Here is a 16,362-nt window from a genome sequence, read left to right on the forward strand (position 1 = left end):
TATCTGCTTTTTCTTTTTTTAAGTTATTTTCATATTGAGATACTTTGTCAGGGTATTTGTGGTCAACATACTTTTTTATAATACTATGAACTTCCTCTTTACTCAGATCTATTTTAACTACCTCTCCCCAAGAGAAGGCGTTGGCTAGAAGTGATATTTGAATAAAAGATGCTATTATAATAGGATGTTTGATTTCTTGTCCTTTGCGATTATTTCATCTATCGATTTAATAATATTTTTTCTCTCTTTTTTATACTCTTCATCAGAAATATTTTCTAGATTAAAAATGATTTTATCCAATTCTTCATCAATATTTATATAAACAAGTAATACTTTAAAAAGTTCTTTCGGTGTTTTTAAAGACTTGATAACCTTTATAAGAGGTTTTTCCTCTTTAGTTCTTGCTCTATTTTTATACAAAAAGAGAAGTGATATTAAAATACTTCCTACTACTAAACCAATTAAAAAATAAAATATTTTCTCTTCTATATTTAATTTTACACTTTGAATACTCTTATTTTCTTCTATTTTTAATGGCTCTTGTACTTCAAGTTTTACTGCTACTTTGGGGTTACTTGTTACTTCGATATCATAACTTTTAGTTTTTATAGTTTTAATACTTTGTGTCTTTTTATCAAAATAGTGTAAGTCTATACTTGGTATATTAAAATCTTTTTGTGCAACAATAGAGTATGTTTTTTCATAAGCACCACCATAAGAATTATTTTGTAAATTATACTCTTTTTTTGCAGGATTATCGTAAATTGTTGCTTCTGGTATATTAAGTGTCACCTCATCTAAATCGTCTATATTACCTCTCCCTTCTATAAAAAGCTTATATGAAACTGCTTCACCTTGATCAATTTTTGTTTTATCGATACTAGATTTGATTGTAAAGTCACCTATTAGTGTTATATTTTTTGGTAATGGATTCACTTTAATATTGAGTTTATTTGAATATACAGAAGTTGTATCAGTAGGAGTGGAGAGATAAAAAGAACGACCAAACCCTTTTTTTAATGTGTTTACTCCTATTTTTAAAGCACCTAGTGTTACACCTCCTTCTTTTTGAGGAAATAAAAGATACTGCAACTCTTGTTCATTGTAGTCACTCGTATTTTTTTGTGTTTTTTGTGTTGGCAGTTTTTTTATCCAAAAATTTTCAAAACTTGGTTCAGTAAAATCTAATCCTGTTATCTCTAAATCTTTTTTATATTTAAATTTTAAAGTAAATATAATAGATTCTCCTACATAAACTTCACTTTTGTTTGTACTAATTGTTAAATCATAAAGATCTGATTTTGTTTTTTCGACTTTTAGCATTTTTATAATTTTTGGTTTTGTTTTTAAAACTTGATTGTCAACTATAATTTTAAAAGCTGGTATTGAGATATCTTTATTTGCAACTATCATATACTTTTGTACTATTTGAAATGTTCTCGTACCATTTACAATAGTAGTATGCTGAGAGGTGCCACCATTTTGAACAATAAAGTTATCAACCTTTTTAATCTCAGGCATTTTTATTTGATCACCTTGTGCAATCAGTGTAAATGTAACCGTATCATTTTCATAAAAAGTATCGGGCGATTGTAGAAGTACCTGCGCATTTAAAATATATGGGAAAAGAAAACAAAGAATTATTTTACCAAGGTTGTTTTTCATTATATTTACTCTCTTTATTTGTATTTACTTTTTGTATGTAGATAGGTGTTTTTTGATTTTGTAACATTTTCATCCATTTTTTCTCTTCCATATCTGATATTTCATCTTTTTTAAGTTCAGCAGATTGTTGTTGTGTTTGATTTTGTTGGATTTTATTTTGCTCTTCTTGTTTCTTTTTATCTTGAGTTTGCTTATTCTCTTGTTGATTTTGTTCTTGAGATTGTTTTTGTTCGCTGTTCTGTTTTTTATTAGTTTTATCTTCTTGTTTTTGTTGTTGCTTATTTTGATTTTGATTTTCTTGATCTTTATTTTTTTGCTGATTGTTATCTTGCTGTTTGTTCTTATCTTCTTTATTTTTATTGTTTTGTTTTTCTTCTTGCTTTTTTTGTTTCTCAAGCTCTTTATTTACTAATTCAAGATTCTCTTTAGTATCTTTATCCTCTTTTATCTTTAAAGATTTTTCATAAAACTCTTTAGCTTTTTCTAGCTTATTTACTTGTACATAACTATTTCCTATGTTATATAGTTTTTGCGCTTCTAGACCTTTGTTGTCTGTCACTACTTTACTGTAAGCTTTTATTGCATCATCATATTTTTTTTCTTTATACAAAGAGTTTCCTAGATTATAAAACACTTCACTATTTGGATTTACTTCTCTATAATTTTGGCTTGCTTTACTGTACTCTTTATTTTTGTATGCTTGTTCTGCTTTTTCAATATTCTCAAAATTAAAAGTAAATGCATAAGTTTGCATAGGGTTTGATACTTGGTATGCTATAAAAAATACAAATAAAACACTTTGTAATCTGTTTTCTTTTTTTCTAATAAAAACTTTAGGAAAAGAACTTAAAGCTAATAAAAGTAAAAAAAGTGCAAGAGCTAAAGGATAATAAAAAAGTTCCGTGTATGTTTTGATTTTTTGAACATTTAGTTCCTCCTTTTTACTTTGCTGATTGATTCTATTTATAATTGATGTAACATCTGTATTATCTAAACTAAAATCTATATATCCACCACCACTTTTTAAACTCAACTTCTTTATCGACTCATTCAATTTTAGAGTAACTATATTTCCGTTTGAATCTGTTACAAAACCATTCTTATTTGGAATTGGAGCACCCTCTTGCGTAGCAATTCCTATACTATAAATAACAATATCATTCTCTTTTGCAAATGAAAGTTCCTCCTCATAGTCATCTTCATTTCCACCATCACTTAATATAACGAGATTTTTCACTTTAAAATCTTCAAGCATGTATTTTGTAGCTTCCAAAATAGAAAATATATTTGACCCATTTACAAAGTTTAAGTTTGTATCAATATTATCTACAATATATTTTAAAGAGATAAAGTCTTCTGTAACAGGAGATAAGATAAACGAATCCTTTGCAAAAAGAACTATTCCTATTGTACTATTCATACTTTTTTCAATGATATTTTGTAATTTCTTTTTTGCCATCTCTATTCTATTTGGATATATATCTTCTACAAGCATTGATTTTGAAACATCAAGAGCGATAACTATTGGTATAAGATTTTGTTTGACTTCATGTTCTTTTTTATTCATAACCGGACGGGCAAGTGATATAATGAAAAAAATGAGTACAAAGAAATAGATAATATTTCGATTTTTTTTACTCATGCACTTTTTATTTACTTTTAATTTTTCTAAAATCTCTTTTGAAAAATATTTTTCTATTGTACTTTTTGATGTTATTAAAAGTATAAATAACAAAACTAAAGGGATTAGCATACCATAGAAAACATTTGGATATAAAAATTCCATCTTAGTGTCCCTCTTGTTTATTTTTAAAATAGACAAAAAATAAAAGAGATATAAAACTAAGCATTAGTGGATAAAAAAAATAGTACTCTTTTACAACAATCTTATTTTGTTCAATTTCACTTTTTTCTAATGCATCAATCGTTTGGTAAATAGATTCTAAATCACCTTTTGTATATGCAACAAATGTTTTACCGCCACCATTGCTTGAAAGTTGCTCTAACATATAAGTATTTGAACGCCCAATTGCAATGGTATATATTTTAATATTATATTTCTTTGCCATTTTAAGCACTACAGACAAAGGTATATTACTTGCTGTATCTGCACCATCTGTTATAGCTATAATAACTTTTGATTTTGTTTGTTTTTGTTTTAAAATATTGATGGATGTAGCGATACTATTTACCAAAGCTGTTTGATCTCCAACAATACCAATACTTAGATTTTTAATAATTCTTTCTTGTGCTTTTTTATCATAGCTTAAAGGGGATGCTGTCATCACTGATGTTCCAAAGACTACAATACCAATGTTGTCATTTACTCTTTTTGTTATAAAATCATTAACAATCTCTTGAACAACTTCCCATCTGTTTTGAGTTGGGTTTTGTTCATTAAATCCACGCTGTCTCATCGAACCACTTGTATCTAAAGAGATCACCATATCGATACCATCTTTTTTATTTTTAATGATATTCAATTCTTGTATAGGAGAACTCAAAGCCACAATTGCACAGATAATTGCAATCCATTTTAAAAAGGACGATAGTTGTGTTCCCATTTTTTTGGATTTGGTAAAAATATTTAAGTGTGGCATATAGTATGACTCTACTTGTGCTTTACAATATTTATTGCACACAATAAAAACTATAATAAGCAATAATATATAAGGGTATTCAAATTTGATAAGTTCAAAAAAGCTAAACATCTATGCTCTCCATAAAAATTTGAAATTTTGTTTCTATTTCATTTGAAATTTTAGACTTTATTTCTTTTTTATATTTGTACATAGATAGTAAGTCTACTAGCTCAAAAATAAGTCTTTTTTGTCTCTCATCTTTCGCTAATAACCTACCATATTTGGATATATCATAAGCTGCTTTTTTAGTATTTTTAAAATCGATATTTCGTAAAATTTCATAATATTTATACTCTTCGGATCTTTTTTTTGGTTTTAAAAATTTATAAATAAAAAATATAACAATAGATCCAAGAGTAACAAGTAAAACAATAATACTATAATAAAAATATATACTTACATCGGGTATCTCTACAATAGGTTTTATATCATGTATCTCTATCATTAGTCACCATTTTTTATTTCAAAATTATTATTTTTATTGGTGATATATTATCAAAATTAGTGTACAATCCTACTTATGAAAAATATAAAAAATAAGATTTTAATTTTTGGTTTAGCTTCGGTGCTATTAGGTTGTTCCCAGTCTGCAACTTCAGTTTTAGATAAAGAACCTATTTATGCACAAAATATGCAATATTCAAAAGTGATAAAAGAGGTTCAAGAAGGTATAGTAAATGCTATTTTTAATGTCACTTACTTAAATTCAGTCGATACAAAAAAATGGGATGATAATAAACAACATTTTCTTGTTGGTATTTATGCTGTAGATGATAATATTTCTAAATACACAGTAACTATGAATGGTCAAAAACAGATTTCCTCAACACCAATTAATAAACAAGACCCCATATACAAAAATATAGCTTTTCGAAATCATTGGGGAGAATATAAAATTGTGACATTTGATAATAGTGATAAGAGAAATGTAACACTATCATTTATTGATACAAAAGATAACAATACTTCTGTTTCTTTTATAAAAGAATAATATACTCAGCCTTTCGTAGTATGTACAAATACTCCATCAAAATTTTTTGGTGGGTTACTAATATAGTGTGTACATCTTTGAGAATAAATTTTATATATTTCAGTATTTGTTTTAAATTCACTCTCATCTAAATTTTGAAAAATAATTAATGCTTCTTCAAACAACCCTTTACGATACATATTTAATGCTTTGTGATATAAAGTTAATTCCTCATCTAGTTTCTCTTTACTAACAGAAAAAAGAGTCTGTTCTTTATAAGGAGTTGCAAAATCAATCACTTGCCAGATTTTAATAGCTTCACTTTTTCCTTTAACAACAACCAAATCTAAATCTCTAAATATATAATCACCTTTAAGGTGTGCTTTAGTAAATTCCGAAATATTACATTTTGAACCATAATATTTACACAAAGACTCTAATCTAGCCCCAAGATTTATAGGGTCACCAATTACAGTATAATCACTTCTTTGAGAAGACCCCATTTCTCCTACTGTAGCCATTCCAGTGTTTAAGCCAATTCCAATATCAATAATAGGAATATTTTTTTCATCACTCATTTTTACTACATCTTTAAATCGCAAGTCAGATCGTAGTTTAGTATTCAATACTTTTGTAGCATGCAGTTGCAATAAGGTTGCTTTTAATGCTCTATCAGCGTGATCTTTAACATCACCTGGGGCATTCCAATATGCCATAATAGCATCTCCAATAAATTTATCCACAGTACCATGTTCTTTGATGATAATATCAGTCATAGGGTCCATATATTCATTTAAAAATTCAATTAATACTTTCGCATTTGGCATCGCTTCACTTATATTTGTAAAACCTCTAACATCACTAAAAAATACTGTTATCTCTTTATCCATAGCTGAAAAAGAGTTATTATCTGGATTTTCTAATAAAGATTCCATTACATCTTTTGAAACTTTTGAAGCAAATTTTTCTTTTATAGCACCTGTTTGTCGTATCTCTAAAAAATAGTTCATTGTGATTGCAACTATAGAAGAGATAACAATAGTCATGATAGGGAAAAATATATTTAAAATTAATCCTACATCAAATAATATATAAAATATACCATACATATCAAATACAAATATCAAGGCTATAGAAAATAAAGAGTATAAAATTGGAAGATAAGCAACCAACATAACTACAATTAAAGTTAATATCATAATATGAAAGATATTTAATCCATCAACCCAAGATGGTTTGGAAAGATATTCTTCTGTTAAAATATTATCAATAATATTAGCATGTACTTCAACTCCTGGATAGATTGACTCAAAAGGTGTTGCTCGCAAATCTAAAAGTCCTGCTGCACTAGTACCAATAATCGCAATTTTATTAGCAATATCCTTGGGGTCATAATTATTATTAAGAATATCCAAAGCAGAAATATATTGAAATGTTTTTGAACCACCTCGAAAATTAACAATTGCCCTTCCATACCTATCTGTTGGAATAACATAATCACCTACATTGATATTAGTCACTCCATTACTATCATAATTTATAAATACTTTTTTATTATCGCTAATTGTACGGATTACTTCAAGTGCCAAAGATGGATATAGCTGTTCATCAAAGCGTATTATTAATGGAACACTTCGTACTATTCCTGATTCATCAGGTACATTATTAAAAAAACCACTTGAATATGCATTGTCTTGAATAATTGGAATATTTAAAATAGAACCATAAGCATTGATGACTCTATCATTTTCCATTGTATTTTTGTTTTTTTCAATAAAGATTGCTGGAATTTCTGGTGATTTTTTTGTTATATAATCATCTTTTGAAAGTTGAAACTGATACCCCAAAATTGTTGGTGTCTGGGCAACAGTAGCAGCAAAAATATAATCATAATCAGGTATCTCTTTATCTGTTTTAATACCCAATGTTTCGATTATTTTTGTAGGATTACTTCTATCTTCTTCTGCAAAAACAATATCAAAAGCAATAAGACCTACTCCAGACTCTGTTAAATTTACAAGCATATCTGAGAGTTTATTTCTACTCCATGGCCATTGCCCTACTTTTTCTAATGATTTATCATCAATATCTATAATAACAATATTATTGCTATGAGGTACCTCACCTCGTAAAACAAACATATAGTCACGCAATCTGTTGTCAAATGATTCTAATGTTTTAGGAATGTATAAATAAGAAAGTATTAATGTAGTTGAAAGAATCAGAACTATAAGTAAATATTTTAAAAATTTTAAAAATTTTTTATTCATAAGGTCGCTTTCAAGATAAAAAGTCTATTTGAAATCTAGGTAATTTACAATATCATTTACCATATATTTTTGTTTGCTTTTAATCAAAGGAAGTTTATCAATATTGAAAAATTCTACATCACTATTTTCATCAGAAAGATACTCTTTATAAAGTTTATTTTCTTTGAAATATTTATTAATACCATGTACATTATCAAAATTCACTAAAAAAACACCAATATCTTTCAATTCATTTTTTTGTATAAAAAATTTTTCTAATAAGTTTGCTTCTATTTTAATGCTAGATTCTTCATAAAATTCTCTTAAGGCAGTTTCTATTTGAGTTTCATATTTTAATGCAACACCTTTTAAAAATCCCCATTTTTCTTTACTATTTACAGATTTGCAAAGCAAAACTTCAATACAATCTTTTCTTTTTTTATAAAGACAGATTCCAAAAGCGTAAATTTTTTCCACTCTATTCCCTTACAGTAAATTAGATAATTTTTTTATAATATAAAACATATGCTAATATAAAAAATAAAACTACAGGAAGTATTATAGCTATTTCTGCTAAAACAACACTCCCTAAAGCAAGTTTTTGAAGCAGAAATACAATTCCCCAAACTGTCAATGTAGAAAATATAGATATAGTAATAAAAAATGCTGAATTAAAAAATCTACTACTTGGTGATGTAAAAATTAAAATTATCACTATTAAAGGTAAAACAAAAAAAGGTGTCACTATTTGTGAATATAAAATAGCTTTTATTTTATTTGTATTAGATTCTTGAGTATCAAGTAATAAGATTGTACGAATAGCATCAATAACAGAATATTGTGCTTTCCCTTTATAAACATTACTAATAATTTGAGGTTCAAATCCTTCTAAAGTATACAGAAATTTTTCGTAACTCACATCTAACTTCGAATCAACCCAATTTATATTTTCTGGTTTTTTTATAATTTTTGTATCTAAAACATACCATTTACTGTTTTGATAAAATGCTTTTTTTCCAACTATAATCTCTACAACATCTTGATTATGTATCTTAAAAATATGAATATCTTCAGCTTTTTTCTCTAAAGGATACAACTTTTTAAAATACACAAAATATTCATTATATTTTAGAAATATATTTTTTTGTTCATCAATAAAGTATTTATTTTTTATAATTTTATCTTTTTGTTCATAAGAATAAGCAAGAGGAGTACTTTGTAATCCTATTAAAACTAATGTAAAGAAAGTAGTAATAAGTAAAATAGGTAATAAGATTTCTCTTTTTGATACACCTAAAGAATAAAAACTCACTAAAGCATTATCTTTTATCAAAAAAGTTAATGTAACAATCCATCCAAATACTAAAGACAAAGGAAGGGTTATCGTAAGTGTAAAAAAAACATTATACATAATATATAAGAGTTGTAAGTTGGCTGAATTAGGAAGTCTTGAGAAATATTGTAAAAAATCAATTCCAACAAAAAACAACTCTAATGAGAGTAAAATAATCAAAAAATATTTTACATACTTAGCCAATAAATATTTAGTAATTATTTTCAATTTTTAGCTTTTATAGTAAATGTTGATTTTACTTCTTCTATAGAAGTTTTTTGTAATGCTTCTATAGAGTCAATAACATGGTCAATAATATCATCTAGTTGTAAAAATTCTTCTTTCGTAAAATCTGACAATACATAGTTTGCAACATCACCCTTATTTTCAGGTTTTCCTATTCCTATTCTTATTCGAATGTAATCTTTGCCTATATGGCTATCGATTGATCGTAAACCATTATGACCACCATGGCCACCACCTATTTTAAACTTTACTGCTCCAAACGGTAAATCTAAATCATCATGTATTATTATAATATTTTCATTTGGAATATCATAATAATCTACGATACTAAGAATTGATTCACCAGAAAGGTTCATAAATGTTTGAGGTTTTACATACAAATTTGATGCATATTTTTGAATATCAGCTTGAAAGTTAGAATTATTTATATTTGAAGATGATAGGTTATTAGTTATCTTATCGATAACTAAAAATCCTATATTATGTCTGGTTTTTTTATATTTATCACCTGGGTTACCAAGTCCAGAGATTAAGTTCATATGTATAAAACTTTTATTATTTAGCTTTAATTACACCAACAACTGGTACTCTTGGGTCTAAGAAACATTCAACACCTTCTGGTAATTCGATATCTCTTACAAGGTAGTTGTCACCTGTATCTAAATCTGTTACATTAAAGTGGAATTTTTCTGGTAAATTCTCAATTGTACACTTAACAGCTACTCTATTTCTGTGGTAAGATAAAAGACCTTTATTTTTAAGACCTTTTGGTGTTCCCTCTGTTGTAACTGGTACATAATAATTTGTTCTTACACCTGGTTGTGCAATCATTAAATCAACATGTACTAAAGCTGAAGTTACTGGGTGTTTTTGGTATTCTTGAACTACTACTTTATAAGTTGTTCCTGCTACTTCTACATCAAAAGCTACTGTTTCTTTAGCTTTTAAAAATCTAATATAGTCATTTAATTTAAAAGCTGCATTAATATTTTCGCAACCTTTTCCATAAATGTTAGCAATTAGATAACCATCTCGTCTTAGTTGTTTTGTTGATTGTTTTACGATACTATCTCTAAGTATACCTTGTAACATTGTGTTTCCTTGTTTTAATTTAGTGGCGTATTATAGTGAAATTTTATTAAAATATGGTTAATTAAACATTAGTTTTTTATAAAATAACTCTCTATACCTTTTGCTATACCTTTTGCTATTAATTTTTGGTATGCTTTTGTGGAGATTCTATATCCCTCTTTTGGATGAGATATATAACCAACTTCAACTAAAACAGATGGCATTTGAGCACCAACTAATACCCAAAATGGTCCTTCTCTCACTCCTCCATCTCGTATATTTTTTTTACCGTATTTTTGTCTTAATGAAAATAACATATTTTTTTGTATATCTATTGCCATTTTATTTGCAGCTGTAATTTTTGCTCGATTTAGAATTGTTAATAAAGAATCTTTACTACTCCATCCCATTCCAGTCATATCACCTTTATTTTCTAGTGCTGCTACCCTTTTAGCTCTAGCACTTCTAGCAGGTGATAAAAAATACGACTCAACGCCATGTGCTTTATGTGCACGACTTTTTCGTGCAGCATTTGCATGAATTGAAATAAAAATGTCAGCATGCTTACTATTCGCATATTTTGTTCTATATGATAATTTTAAATATCGATCTTTTTTTCTTGTTAAATATACTTTAAAACCAAAAGTTTCTAGCTCTTTTTTAAGGTATTTACTTATATTCAATGTGATGTTTTTTTCAAATCTTTTTCTTTTGTAACTAGCACCACCATCGCGACCTCCATGACCTGGGTCTATAACGATAACTTTTTTAGCAGGATATAAAATATTTCTATTTGTTTTATATTGCTTTTTATTTGATGTTGATACAGTTTTTTTATCTAAATTCAATACTTTTATAATAATTTGTCGTTTATTAATAATATAAATTGTTTTAAGGTTCTGTTTATTTTTTAAAGTAATAGATAAGAGATCACCTTTTTTTTGGTAAACACTTATTTTATAAACACCTCTCATCGAAAGTTTAGTTGGATAAGCATCTTTAAAATTGCCTTTAAATAGAAATTCATCATAATAAAAGTTGCCTTTTTTATGTTCACTAAATTTTATATAAGAACTAGTAATATTTTTATTGAAATTAATAATTATCGAATTGTCTTTTTGTATCACAGATGTAATAGAGTATTTTTTACTATTTGAAGATTGCGTAGTTTGAGTTTTTTTTCTTGTTTGTACTTTTTTCTTTTGAACAACTTGTTTTTTAGGTTTAAATTTAATTACTGATTGGGTTGTTCTATTTTTTATAACAGCTGTATCATCTAATCTGTTTAGTTCTCTTTTATACTTTAAAGTGTTTACATTTAATTTATCACCATAACGGATTAATTTTTTTAAATATTCAATCTCTTTTGCCTTATTGTTAGACATAATAGAACCAAGATAAAGTTTTTTTGTAGTATCAAACTTCTCTTGATAATATTTACTTCCTACAGCAAATAAAGATTGCGATAATAATATAATAACTAAAAAAGTCTTGCAAAACTTATTCAAAGTTATTCGCCGTTAGTTAGTTTATCCATTAACTCTTTTACGCTTATTATCTCTTTTACTTTATATCCATTTGAACCAGTAAAAAATAGTCCTGTCTCTAAATCACCTTGGTATGCAGCACCTAACCTATCTGCAATACAATATCCAACCGCTTTTGCTTCTACTCCTCTATTACATGGAGCTACACAGTTAGAGATACATTGAACTTTTGGAGCTGTATTATTTTCTATTGTAAATTGTAAGTTAGTTACAATTCTTCTTGCTGGTAATCCAACAGGTGACTTTCCTAGTTTTATATCTTCTTCTTTTGCATTTAACAATACATCTTTGAATATATCACCAGCATCACACTCATAAGTTGCAATAAATCTAGTAGCCATTTGTACACCAGTACAACCCATAGCAATAAATTTATCAATATCATTTTTATCCCATATACCACCAGCTGCAATAATTGGAATATCTTCTCCCCAATTTTTAGCCTCTTCAAGAACAGGGGGAACAATATTTTCTAATTGTGATTCTTCCTTAAAACAGTCATCATATTTGAAACCTTGATGTCCACCACTTAATGGACCCTCAACAATAATTGCATCTGGAACCCTATTGTATTTTTTCCATTTTTTACAAATAAGTTTTAAAGCTCTTGCACTTGAAACGATAGGAATCAATGCAACATCTGGATAATCTTTTGTAAATTCAGGCATATTTGTTGGTAATCCAGCTCCTGTAATAATAATATTGATACCTGCTTCACAAGCATCTTTTACCATTCTTCCATAATCGTTACAAGCATATAAAATATTACAAGCTAGAGGTGCATCTCCACAAATTTTTCTTGCATTTTCAACAATTTCAAAGAATGATTCTCTTGAGTAAAAATTCAGTGCATCTTTTGGTTTGTCTTTTTTCATTACTACAGTAACATTTTCACTTTTGTTTTTGTAATAACCTGTTCCAACTGAAGATATAACTCCAAGTCCACCCTCTTTTGATACGCTTCCTGCCAATTGATCCCAACTAATTCCTACACCCATACCACCTTGAATAATTGGTTTTTCAATCTCGTATTTACCTATTTTCATCTCATATACCTCAGTTTATTTTACTATTACTTTTACGAAGTTTTTTTTACCTTTTTGTAAAATAAACTCTCCTGCTTCAAAACAGTATTTATCATCTTCAATTTTTTCTTGGTCAATTTTAACCGCTCCACCTTTCATATCTCTTCGCGCTTGAGATGTAGTTGGAACTAAATTACAGTCAACCATAGCTTGTAAAATACCAGTACCGTTTTCTAAAATATATTCATCTAACTCTGTTGGTATATCTTTTTTAGCAAATATTTTGGTGAACTCTTCTGCTGCATTACTTCCAGCACCCAAACCATGATATCGATCAACAATTTCAATAGCAAGTAGTTCTTTAACTTTTTTTGGATGAAGTGTTTTATTCTCAACACCCTCTTTCATCTCTTCAATCTCTTTAAGAGTTTTTGAAGAGAGAAGTTCAAAATATCGCCACATAAGTTCATCTGAAATACTTAAAACTTTACCAAACATATCATTAGGTTCATCTGTTACACCAATATAGTTACCCAAAGATTTAGACATCTTTTGAACACCATCTAAGCCCTCTAAAATTGGCATCATTAATACAACTTGTTGTTTTTTTAGATTATAAACTTTTTGCAACTGTCTTCCCATAAGAAGATTAAACTTCTGATCTGTACCACCAATCTCAATATCAGATTGTAAATGAACACTATCATATCCTTGTAATAAAGGATATATAAATTCACTCACTGCAATTGGCGTATTTGAAGCATATCTTTTTGAAAAATCATCTCTTTCAAGCATTCTAGCAACAGTTAAATTTGAAGCTAATTGTATAATCCCTGATGATCCTAATTTTTGAAGCCAATCATCATTATAAACTACATCAGTTTTCTCTTTATCCAAAATTTTAAATGCTTGTGTTGTATAACTTTCTATATTTTTTAAAACATCTTCTTTTGACAAAGGTTTTCTCATAGCATTTTTACCAGAAGGATCACCAATCATAGCTGTAAAGTCACCTATTAAAAACTGTACTCTTGCACCATATTTTTGAAAAAGCGCAAGTTTTTGTAACAGTACAGTATGACCTAAATGTAAATCAGGTGCAGTAGGATCAAATCCAGCTTTTACATAAAATATTTCATTGTTCTCAAAATAATTTCTTATTAGTTTTTCTAGTCTAGTGTCATCTATAATTTCAGCTGTTCCTCTTTGGATTTCAGCTATTGCTTCTTTTATCTTTGTTTCCATAATTTTCCTATTTGTAGGCATCTATATTCATATAAAATTCTACTATTTTAACTTTTTGCTCTATTAATGCTCTTACTTCTTGTTTATTATCGTTTTTTATTTCAAAATCTATACTACAATATTGCGTTGAGGAATATTTATCTTTCCCATACTCTATAAATAAAATAGTTGCTTCATGGTCAACGGAAAGATGTGTTAATAATTTTGCCATCTCACCTCTAACGCTAGGAATACTTGCAACCATCTTATACTTATAAAATTTATCTTTCACCCAATCACAATAAAGCATTTGTTGTTGTTGTTTAATTTTTTTATACGCAGTTTCACACATTTTGTGATGAACAACTACATCTTTTGATTCTTTTAATGCAACTATATCATCACCAAATTTTGGATGACAACAATGGTCAAATGATACTGAATTTATACTAAAATTTGAATATACCAAAACATTATCAAACTGTATTCTTTTAAGATTTAATGTTTTTATTTTAAATCGAGCAATCAAACCATCTTTTTTTCGTACATAGTCTAGCAAAGTTTTTTTAACTTGGCGTAAATGTTCAAGATTATATACTATCTTAGATAAATTTGTTAAGCTTAATTCTTCTGTTTCATCTAAAATACTATTTTTATATCTTGAGAAAATAGTATTAATAATATTATGACTTGTTAACTTATCAATATTATTAAGTCTACTATGACAAAGTGCTTTAATTGATTTAATAGCTTTTGTTGTTTGTACCATATCTTGCCAAGTACATCTAGGAATAACATGTTCCCCTGTTTTAATAGATACAATATCTCCACTTTTTAATTGTGTTAATAATGGTTTTTTAATTTTATTTATATTAGCTTCAACAGCCTTATTTCCAACATCTGTGTGAATATTATATGCAAAATCATATGCTGTAGCACCTCTTGGAAGTGTAAATATTTCACCTTTTGGTGAGTATACAACTATATCTTCACTATATAAATCTTGTTTTGCATCACTATAAAACTCTTCAACATTTTCTTCATTTGATGCTAAAGAGTGTAACCAATCCAAGTTAGGACCTTTAGCATTATTCCCACCATTTTTATACTTCCAGTGAGCGGCTACACCAAATTCTGCTATCTCATGCATATTAAATGTTCTTATTTGAACTTCATAAATTTTAGAGTTTGAAAATACTGTTGTATGTACTGTTTGATAGCCATTTTCTTTTGGTACTGAAATATAATCTTTAAACCGTGCAACTAATGGTTGATAATTTATATGAATAATTCCTAATACATTATAACAATCAAGTGGTTCATTTACAATAATTCTTATTGCATATAAATCAAGTACCTCATCGATACTAACACCTTTTCTTTGCATTTTTAAATAAATTGAATAATAGTGTTTTACTCTACTGTATATTTTAATATCTCCATCAGAGTAACCATTTTTTTCAAGTAATATTTTTGTATTTGATAAAAAATCATTTAAATTCAATTGTATTTTTTGTTGAAATGCTTTGATATGAGTATCTATTTTTTGATATTCTGTTGGAAATAAAAATGAAAATGAAAGATCTTCCAACAAATTTTTAATAGTTGATATACCTAATCTATGTGCAATAGGTGCATATACAACTAGTGTTTCTTCTGATATTTTTTTTTGTTTTTCAGGACGCAAAGCATCTAAAGTGAGCATATTATGGATTCTATCACATAATTTGACTACCATTATTCGCACATCTTTGATGGATGCAATAAGCATTTTTCTAAAAGTTAAAGCTGACGATAGTAGTTTCTTATCATCATTTGTATGGGAAAGTTCATGTTCTCGTATCTCTACAATTTTAGTTAACCCATCAACGATACATGCAACATCAAAGCCAAACTCTTCTTCAATCTCTTCAATAGTTGTTTCAGTATCCTCTACCACATCGTGTAATAAAGCAGAGATAACCATATGTTCATCATTACTATAATAAGCAGTTACTGTAGCAACTAAAATAGGATGAACTACATAAGGTTCACCACTTTTACGAAATTGTGTTTTGTGGGAATTGATTGAATAGTCAAGTGCTTTTTCAACACTTTTGGTAAAATCAAAATTTGATTTTAAAAAATCTATCGCACCATTAATGGTTTTGATAGATTTAACATCTTGTAAAAATTTATTCAACACCATCAATCACTAGTATACCAGATGCTATCTCTTTTATTGCAATATCTGTATATTTCATGTTTTTAGTTTGTTCACTATCTAATAATGGTTTAGCACCTTTGCTTAACTCATCTGCTCTTTGACCTACTGCTACACTTAAAACATATCTGTCGTTGTTTACTTTTTCTAATGCCTGTGCTAATATCTCTTCTAATCTCATTTAAAT

The 16,362-nt window shown here is 27.6% G+C and carries 15 protein-coding genes; 1 reads left to right on the plus strand and 14 read right to left on the minus strand.

From position 1 onward, the window contains the following. Positions 1-174: 174 nt before the first annotated feature. The 4 genes from ACMCMH_RS02775 to ACMCMH_RS02790 are packed head-to-tail and all read right to left on the minus strand — an operon-like array spanning position 175 to position 4,752. Positions 175-1,665: a BatD family protein gene (locus ACMCMH_RS02775; protein ID WP_412726865.1), complete on the minus strand. Its 1,491-nt coding sequence runs from the start codon at positions 1,663-1,665 to the stop codon at positions 175-177. Continuing rightward, the gene (locus ACMCMH_RS02780) at positions 1,646-3,451 is read right to left on the minus strand and encodes a tetratricopeptide repeat protein (protein WP_412726867.1); all 1,806 of its coding nucleotides are present in this window, start codon (positions 3,449-3,451) and stop codon (positions 1,646-1,648) included. Before ACMCMH_RS02780 ends, ACMCMH_RS02775 begins: the two co-directional genes overlap by 20 nt. 1 nt (position 3,452) lies before the next feature. Further along, complete coding sequence (locus tag ACMCMH_RS02785) at positions 3,453-4,376, minus strand: VWA domain-containing protein (protein WP_412726869.1); 924 nt, start codon at positions 4,374-4,376, stop codon at positions 3,453-3,455. Beyond that, entirely contained in the window at positions 4,369-4,752 is a 384-nt protein-coding gene (locus ACMCMH_RS02790; protein ID WP_412726871.1) for a hypothetical protein, read from the minus strand. The genes ACMCMH_RS02785 and ACMCMH_RS02790 overlap by 8 nt, the downstream gene beginning before the upstream one ends. A gap of 75 nt (positions 4,753-4,827) precedes the next feature. Here ACMCMH_RS02790 and ACMCMH_RS02795 point away from each other — a divergent pair, with 75 nt between their 5' ends. Continuing rightward, positions 4,828-5,298 carry a hypothetical protein gene (locus tag ACMCMH_RS02795; RefSeq protein WP_412726873.1) on the plus strand — a complete coding sequence of 157 codons (471 nt, stop codon included), beginning with the start codon at positions 4,828-4,830 and terminating at the stop codon, positions 5,296-5,298. A gap of 5 nt (positions 5,299-5,303) precedes the next feature. Here ACMCMH_RS02795 and ACMCMH_RS02800 read toward each other — a convergent pair whose 3' ends face one another. The 10 genes from ACMCMH_RS02800 to ACMCMH_RS02845 form a co-directional block, all read right to left on the minus strand. Next, positions 5,304-7,547, minus strand: coding sequence for a CHASE2 domain-containing protein (locus tag ACMCMH_RS02800; protein ID WP_412726875.1), 2,244 nt, complete (start codon positions 7,545-7,547; stop codon positions 5,304-5,306). 24 nt (positions 7,548-7,571) lie between these two features. Continuing rightward, a complete protein-coding gene (locus ACMCMH_RS02805; RefSeq protein ID WP_412726877.1) occupies positions 7,572-8,003 on the minus strand; it encodes an NUDIX domain-containing protein in 432 nt (143 codons plus the stop codon). A 19-nt stretch (positions 8,004-8,022) separates the two neighbouring features. After that, a complete protein-coding gene (locus tag ACMCMH_RS02810) occupies positions 8,023-9,087 on the minus strand; it encodes an LptF/LptG family permease (RefSeq protein ID WP_412726879.1) in 1,065 nt (354 codons plus the stop codon). Next, positions 9,084-9,644: an aminoacyl-tRNA hydrolase gene (gene pth / locus ACMCMH_RS02815; protein WP_412726881.1), complete on the minus strand. Its 561-nt coding sequence runs from the start codon at positions 9,642-9,644 to the stop codon at positions 9,084-9,086. The genes ACMCMH_RS02810 and pth overlap by 4 nt, the downstream gene beginning before the upstream one ends. 16 nt (positions 9,645-9,660) lie before the next feature. Then, positions 9,661-10,197 carry a 50S ribosomal protein L25/general stress protein Ctc gene (locus tag ACMCMH_RS02820; protein WP_412726883.1) on the minus strand — a complete coding sequence of 179 codons (537 nt, stop codon included), beginning with the start codon at positions 10,195-10,197 and terminating at the stop codon, positions 9,661-9,663. Between the two features lie 68 nt (positions 10,198-10,265). Beyond that, positions 10,266-11,684 carry an N-acetylmuramoyl-L-alanine amidase family protein gene (locus tag ACMCMH_RS02825; protein WP_412726885.1) on the minus strand — a complete coding sequence of 473 codons (1,419 nt, stop codon included), beginning with the start codon at positions 11,682-11,684 and terminating at the stop codon, positions 10,266-10,268. Positions 11,685-11,686: 2 nt separating this feature from the next. Beyond that, positions 11,687-12,769: a nitronate monooxygenase gene (locus tag ACMCMH_RS02830; RefSeq protein WP_412726887.1), complete on the minus strand. Its 1,083-nt coding sequence runs from the start codon at positions 12,767-12,769 to the stop codon at positions 11,687-11,689. A 15-nt stretch (positions 12,770-12,784) separates the two neighbouring features. Further along, positions 12,785-13,993 carry a tyrosine--tRNA ligase gene (gene tyrS / locus ACMCMH_RS02835; RefSeq protein WP_412726889.1) on the minus strand — a complete coding sequence of 403 codons (1,209 nt, stop codon included), beginning with the start codon at positions 13,991-13,993 and terminating at the stop codon, positions 12,785-12,787. A gap of 7 nt (positions 13,994-14,000) precedes the next feature. Beyond that, entirely contained in the window at positions 14,001-16,160 is a 2,160-nt protein-coding gene (locus tag ACMCMH_RS02840; RefSeq protein ID WP_412726891.1) for a RelA/SpoT family protein, read from the minus strand. After that, entirely contained in the window at positions 16,147-16,356 is a 210-nt protein-coding gene (locus ACMCMH_RS02845) for a DNA-directed RNA polymerase subunit omega (protein ID WP_412726893.1), read from the minus strand. The genes ACMCMH_RS02840 and ACMCMH_RS02845 overlap by 14 nt, the downstream gene beginning before the upstream one ends. Between the last annotated feature and the right edge of the window lie 6 nt (positions 16,357-16,362).

It is taken from the genome of Arcobacter sp. 15-2, from assembly GCF_047159865.1.
GTDB lineage: Bacteria > Campylobacterota > Campylobacteria > Campylobacterales > Arcobacteraceae > JAIOSF01.

Bases quoted from the DNA above. Each gene is read 5' to 3' on its own strand.
- ACMCMH_RS02775 (WP_412726865.1), bottom strand. From the start codon at position 1,665: ATGAAAAACAACCTTGGTAAAATAATTCTTTGTTTTCTTTTCCCATAT.
- ACMCMH_RS02780 (WP_412726867.1), bottom strand. From the start codon at position 3,451: ATGGAATTTTTATATCCAAATGTTTTCTATGGTATGCTAATCCCTTTA.
- ACMCMH_RS02785 (WP_412726869.1), bottom strand. From the start codon at position 4,376: ATGTTTAGCTTTTTTGAACTTATCAAATTTGAATACCCTTATATATTA.
- ACMCMH_RS02790 (WP_412726871.1), bottom strand. From the start codon at position 4,752: ATGATAGAGATACATGATATAAAACCTATTGTAGAGATACCCGATGTA.
- ACMCMH_RS02795 (WP_412726873.1), top strand. From the start codon at position 4,828: ATGAAAAATATAAAAAATAAGATTTTAATTTTTGGTTTAGCTTCGGTG.
- ACMCMH_RS02800 (WP_412726875.1), bottom strand. From the start codon at position 7,547: ATGAATAAAAAATTTTTAAAATTTTTAAAATATTTACTTATAGTTCTG.
- pth (WP_412726881.1), bottom strand. From the start codon at position 9,644: ATGAACTTAATCTCTGGACTTGGTAACCCAGGTGATAAATATAAAAAA.
- ACMCMH_RS02820 (WP_412726883.1), bottom strand. From the start codon at position 10,197: ATGTTACAAGGTATACTTAGAGATAGTATCGTAAAACAATCAACAAAA.
- ACMCMH_RS02830 (WP_412726887.1), bottom strand. From the start codon at position 12,769: ATGAAAATAGGTAAATACGAGATTGAAAAACCAATTATTCAAGGTGGT.
- tyrS (WP_412726889.1), bottom strand. From the start codon at position 13,993: ATGGAAACAAAGATAAAAGAAGCAATAGCTGAAATCCAAAGAGGAACA.
- ACMCMH_RS02840 (WP_412726891.1), bottom strand. From the start codon at position 16,160: ATGGTGTTGAATAAATTTTTACAAGATGTTAAATCTATCAAAACCATT.
- ACMCMH_RS02845 (WP_412726893.1), bottom strand. From the start codon at position 16,356: ATGAGATTAGAAGAGATATTAGCACAGGCATTAGAAAAAGTAAACAAC.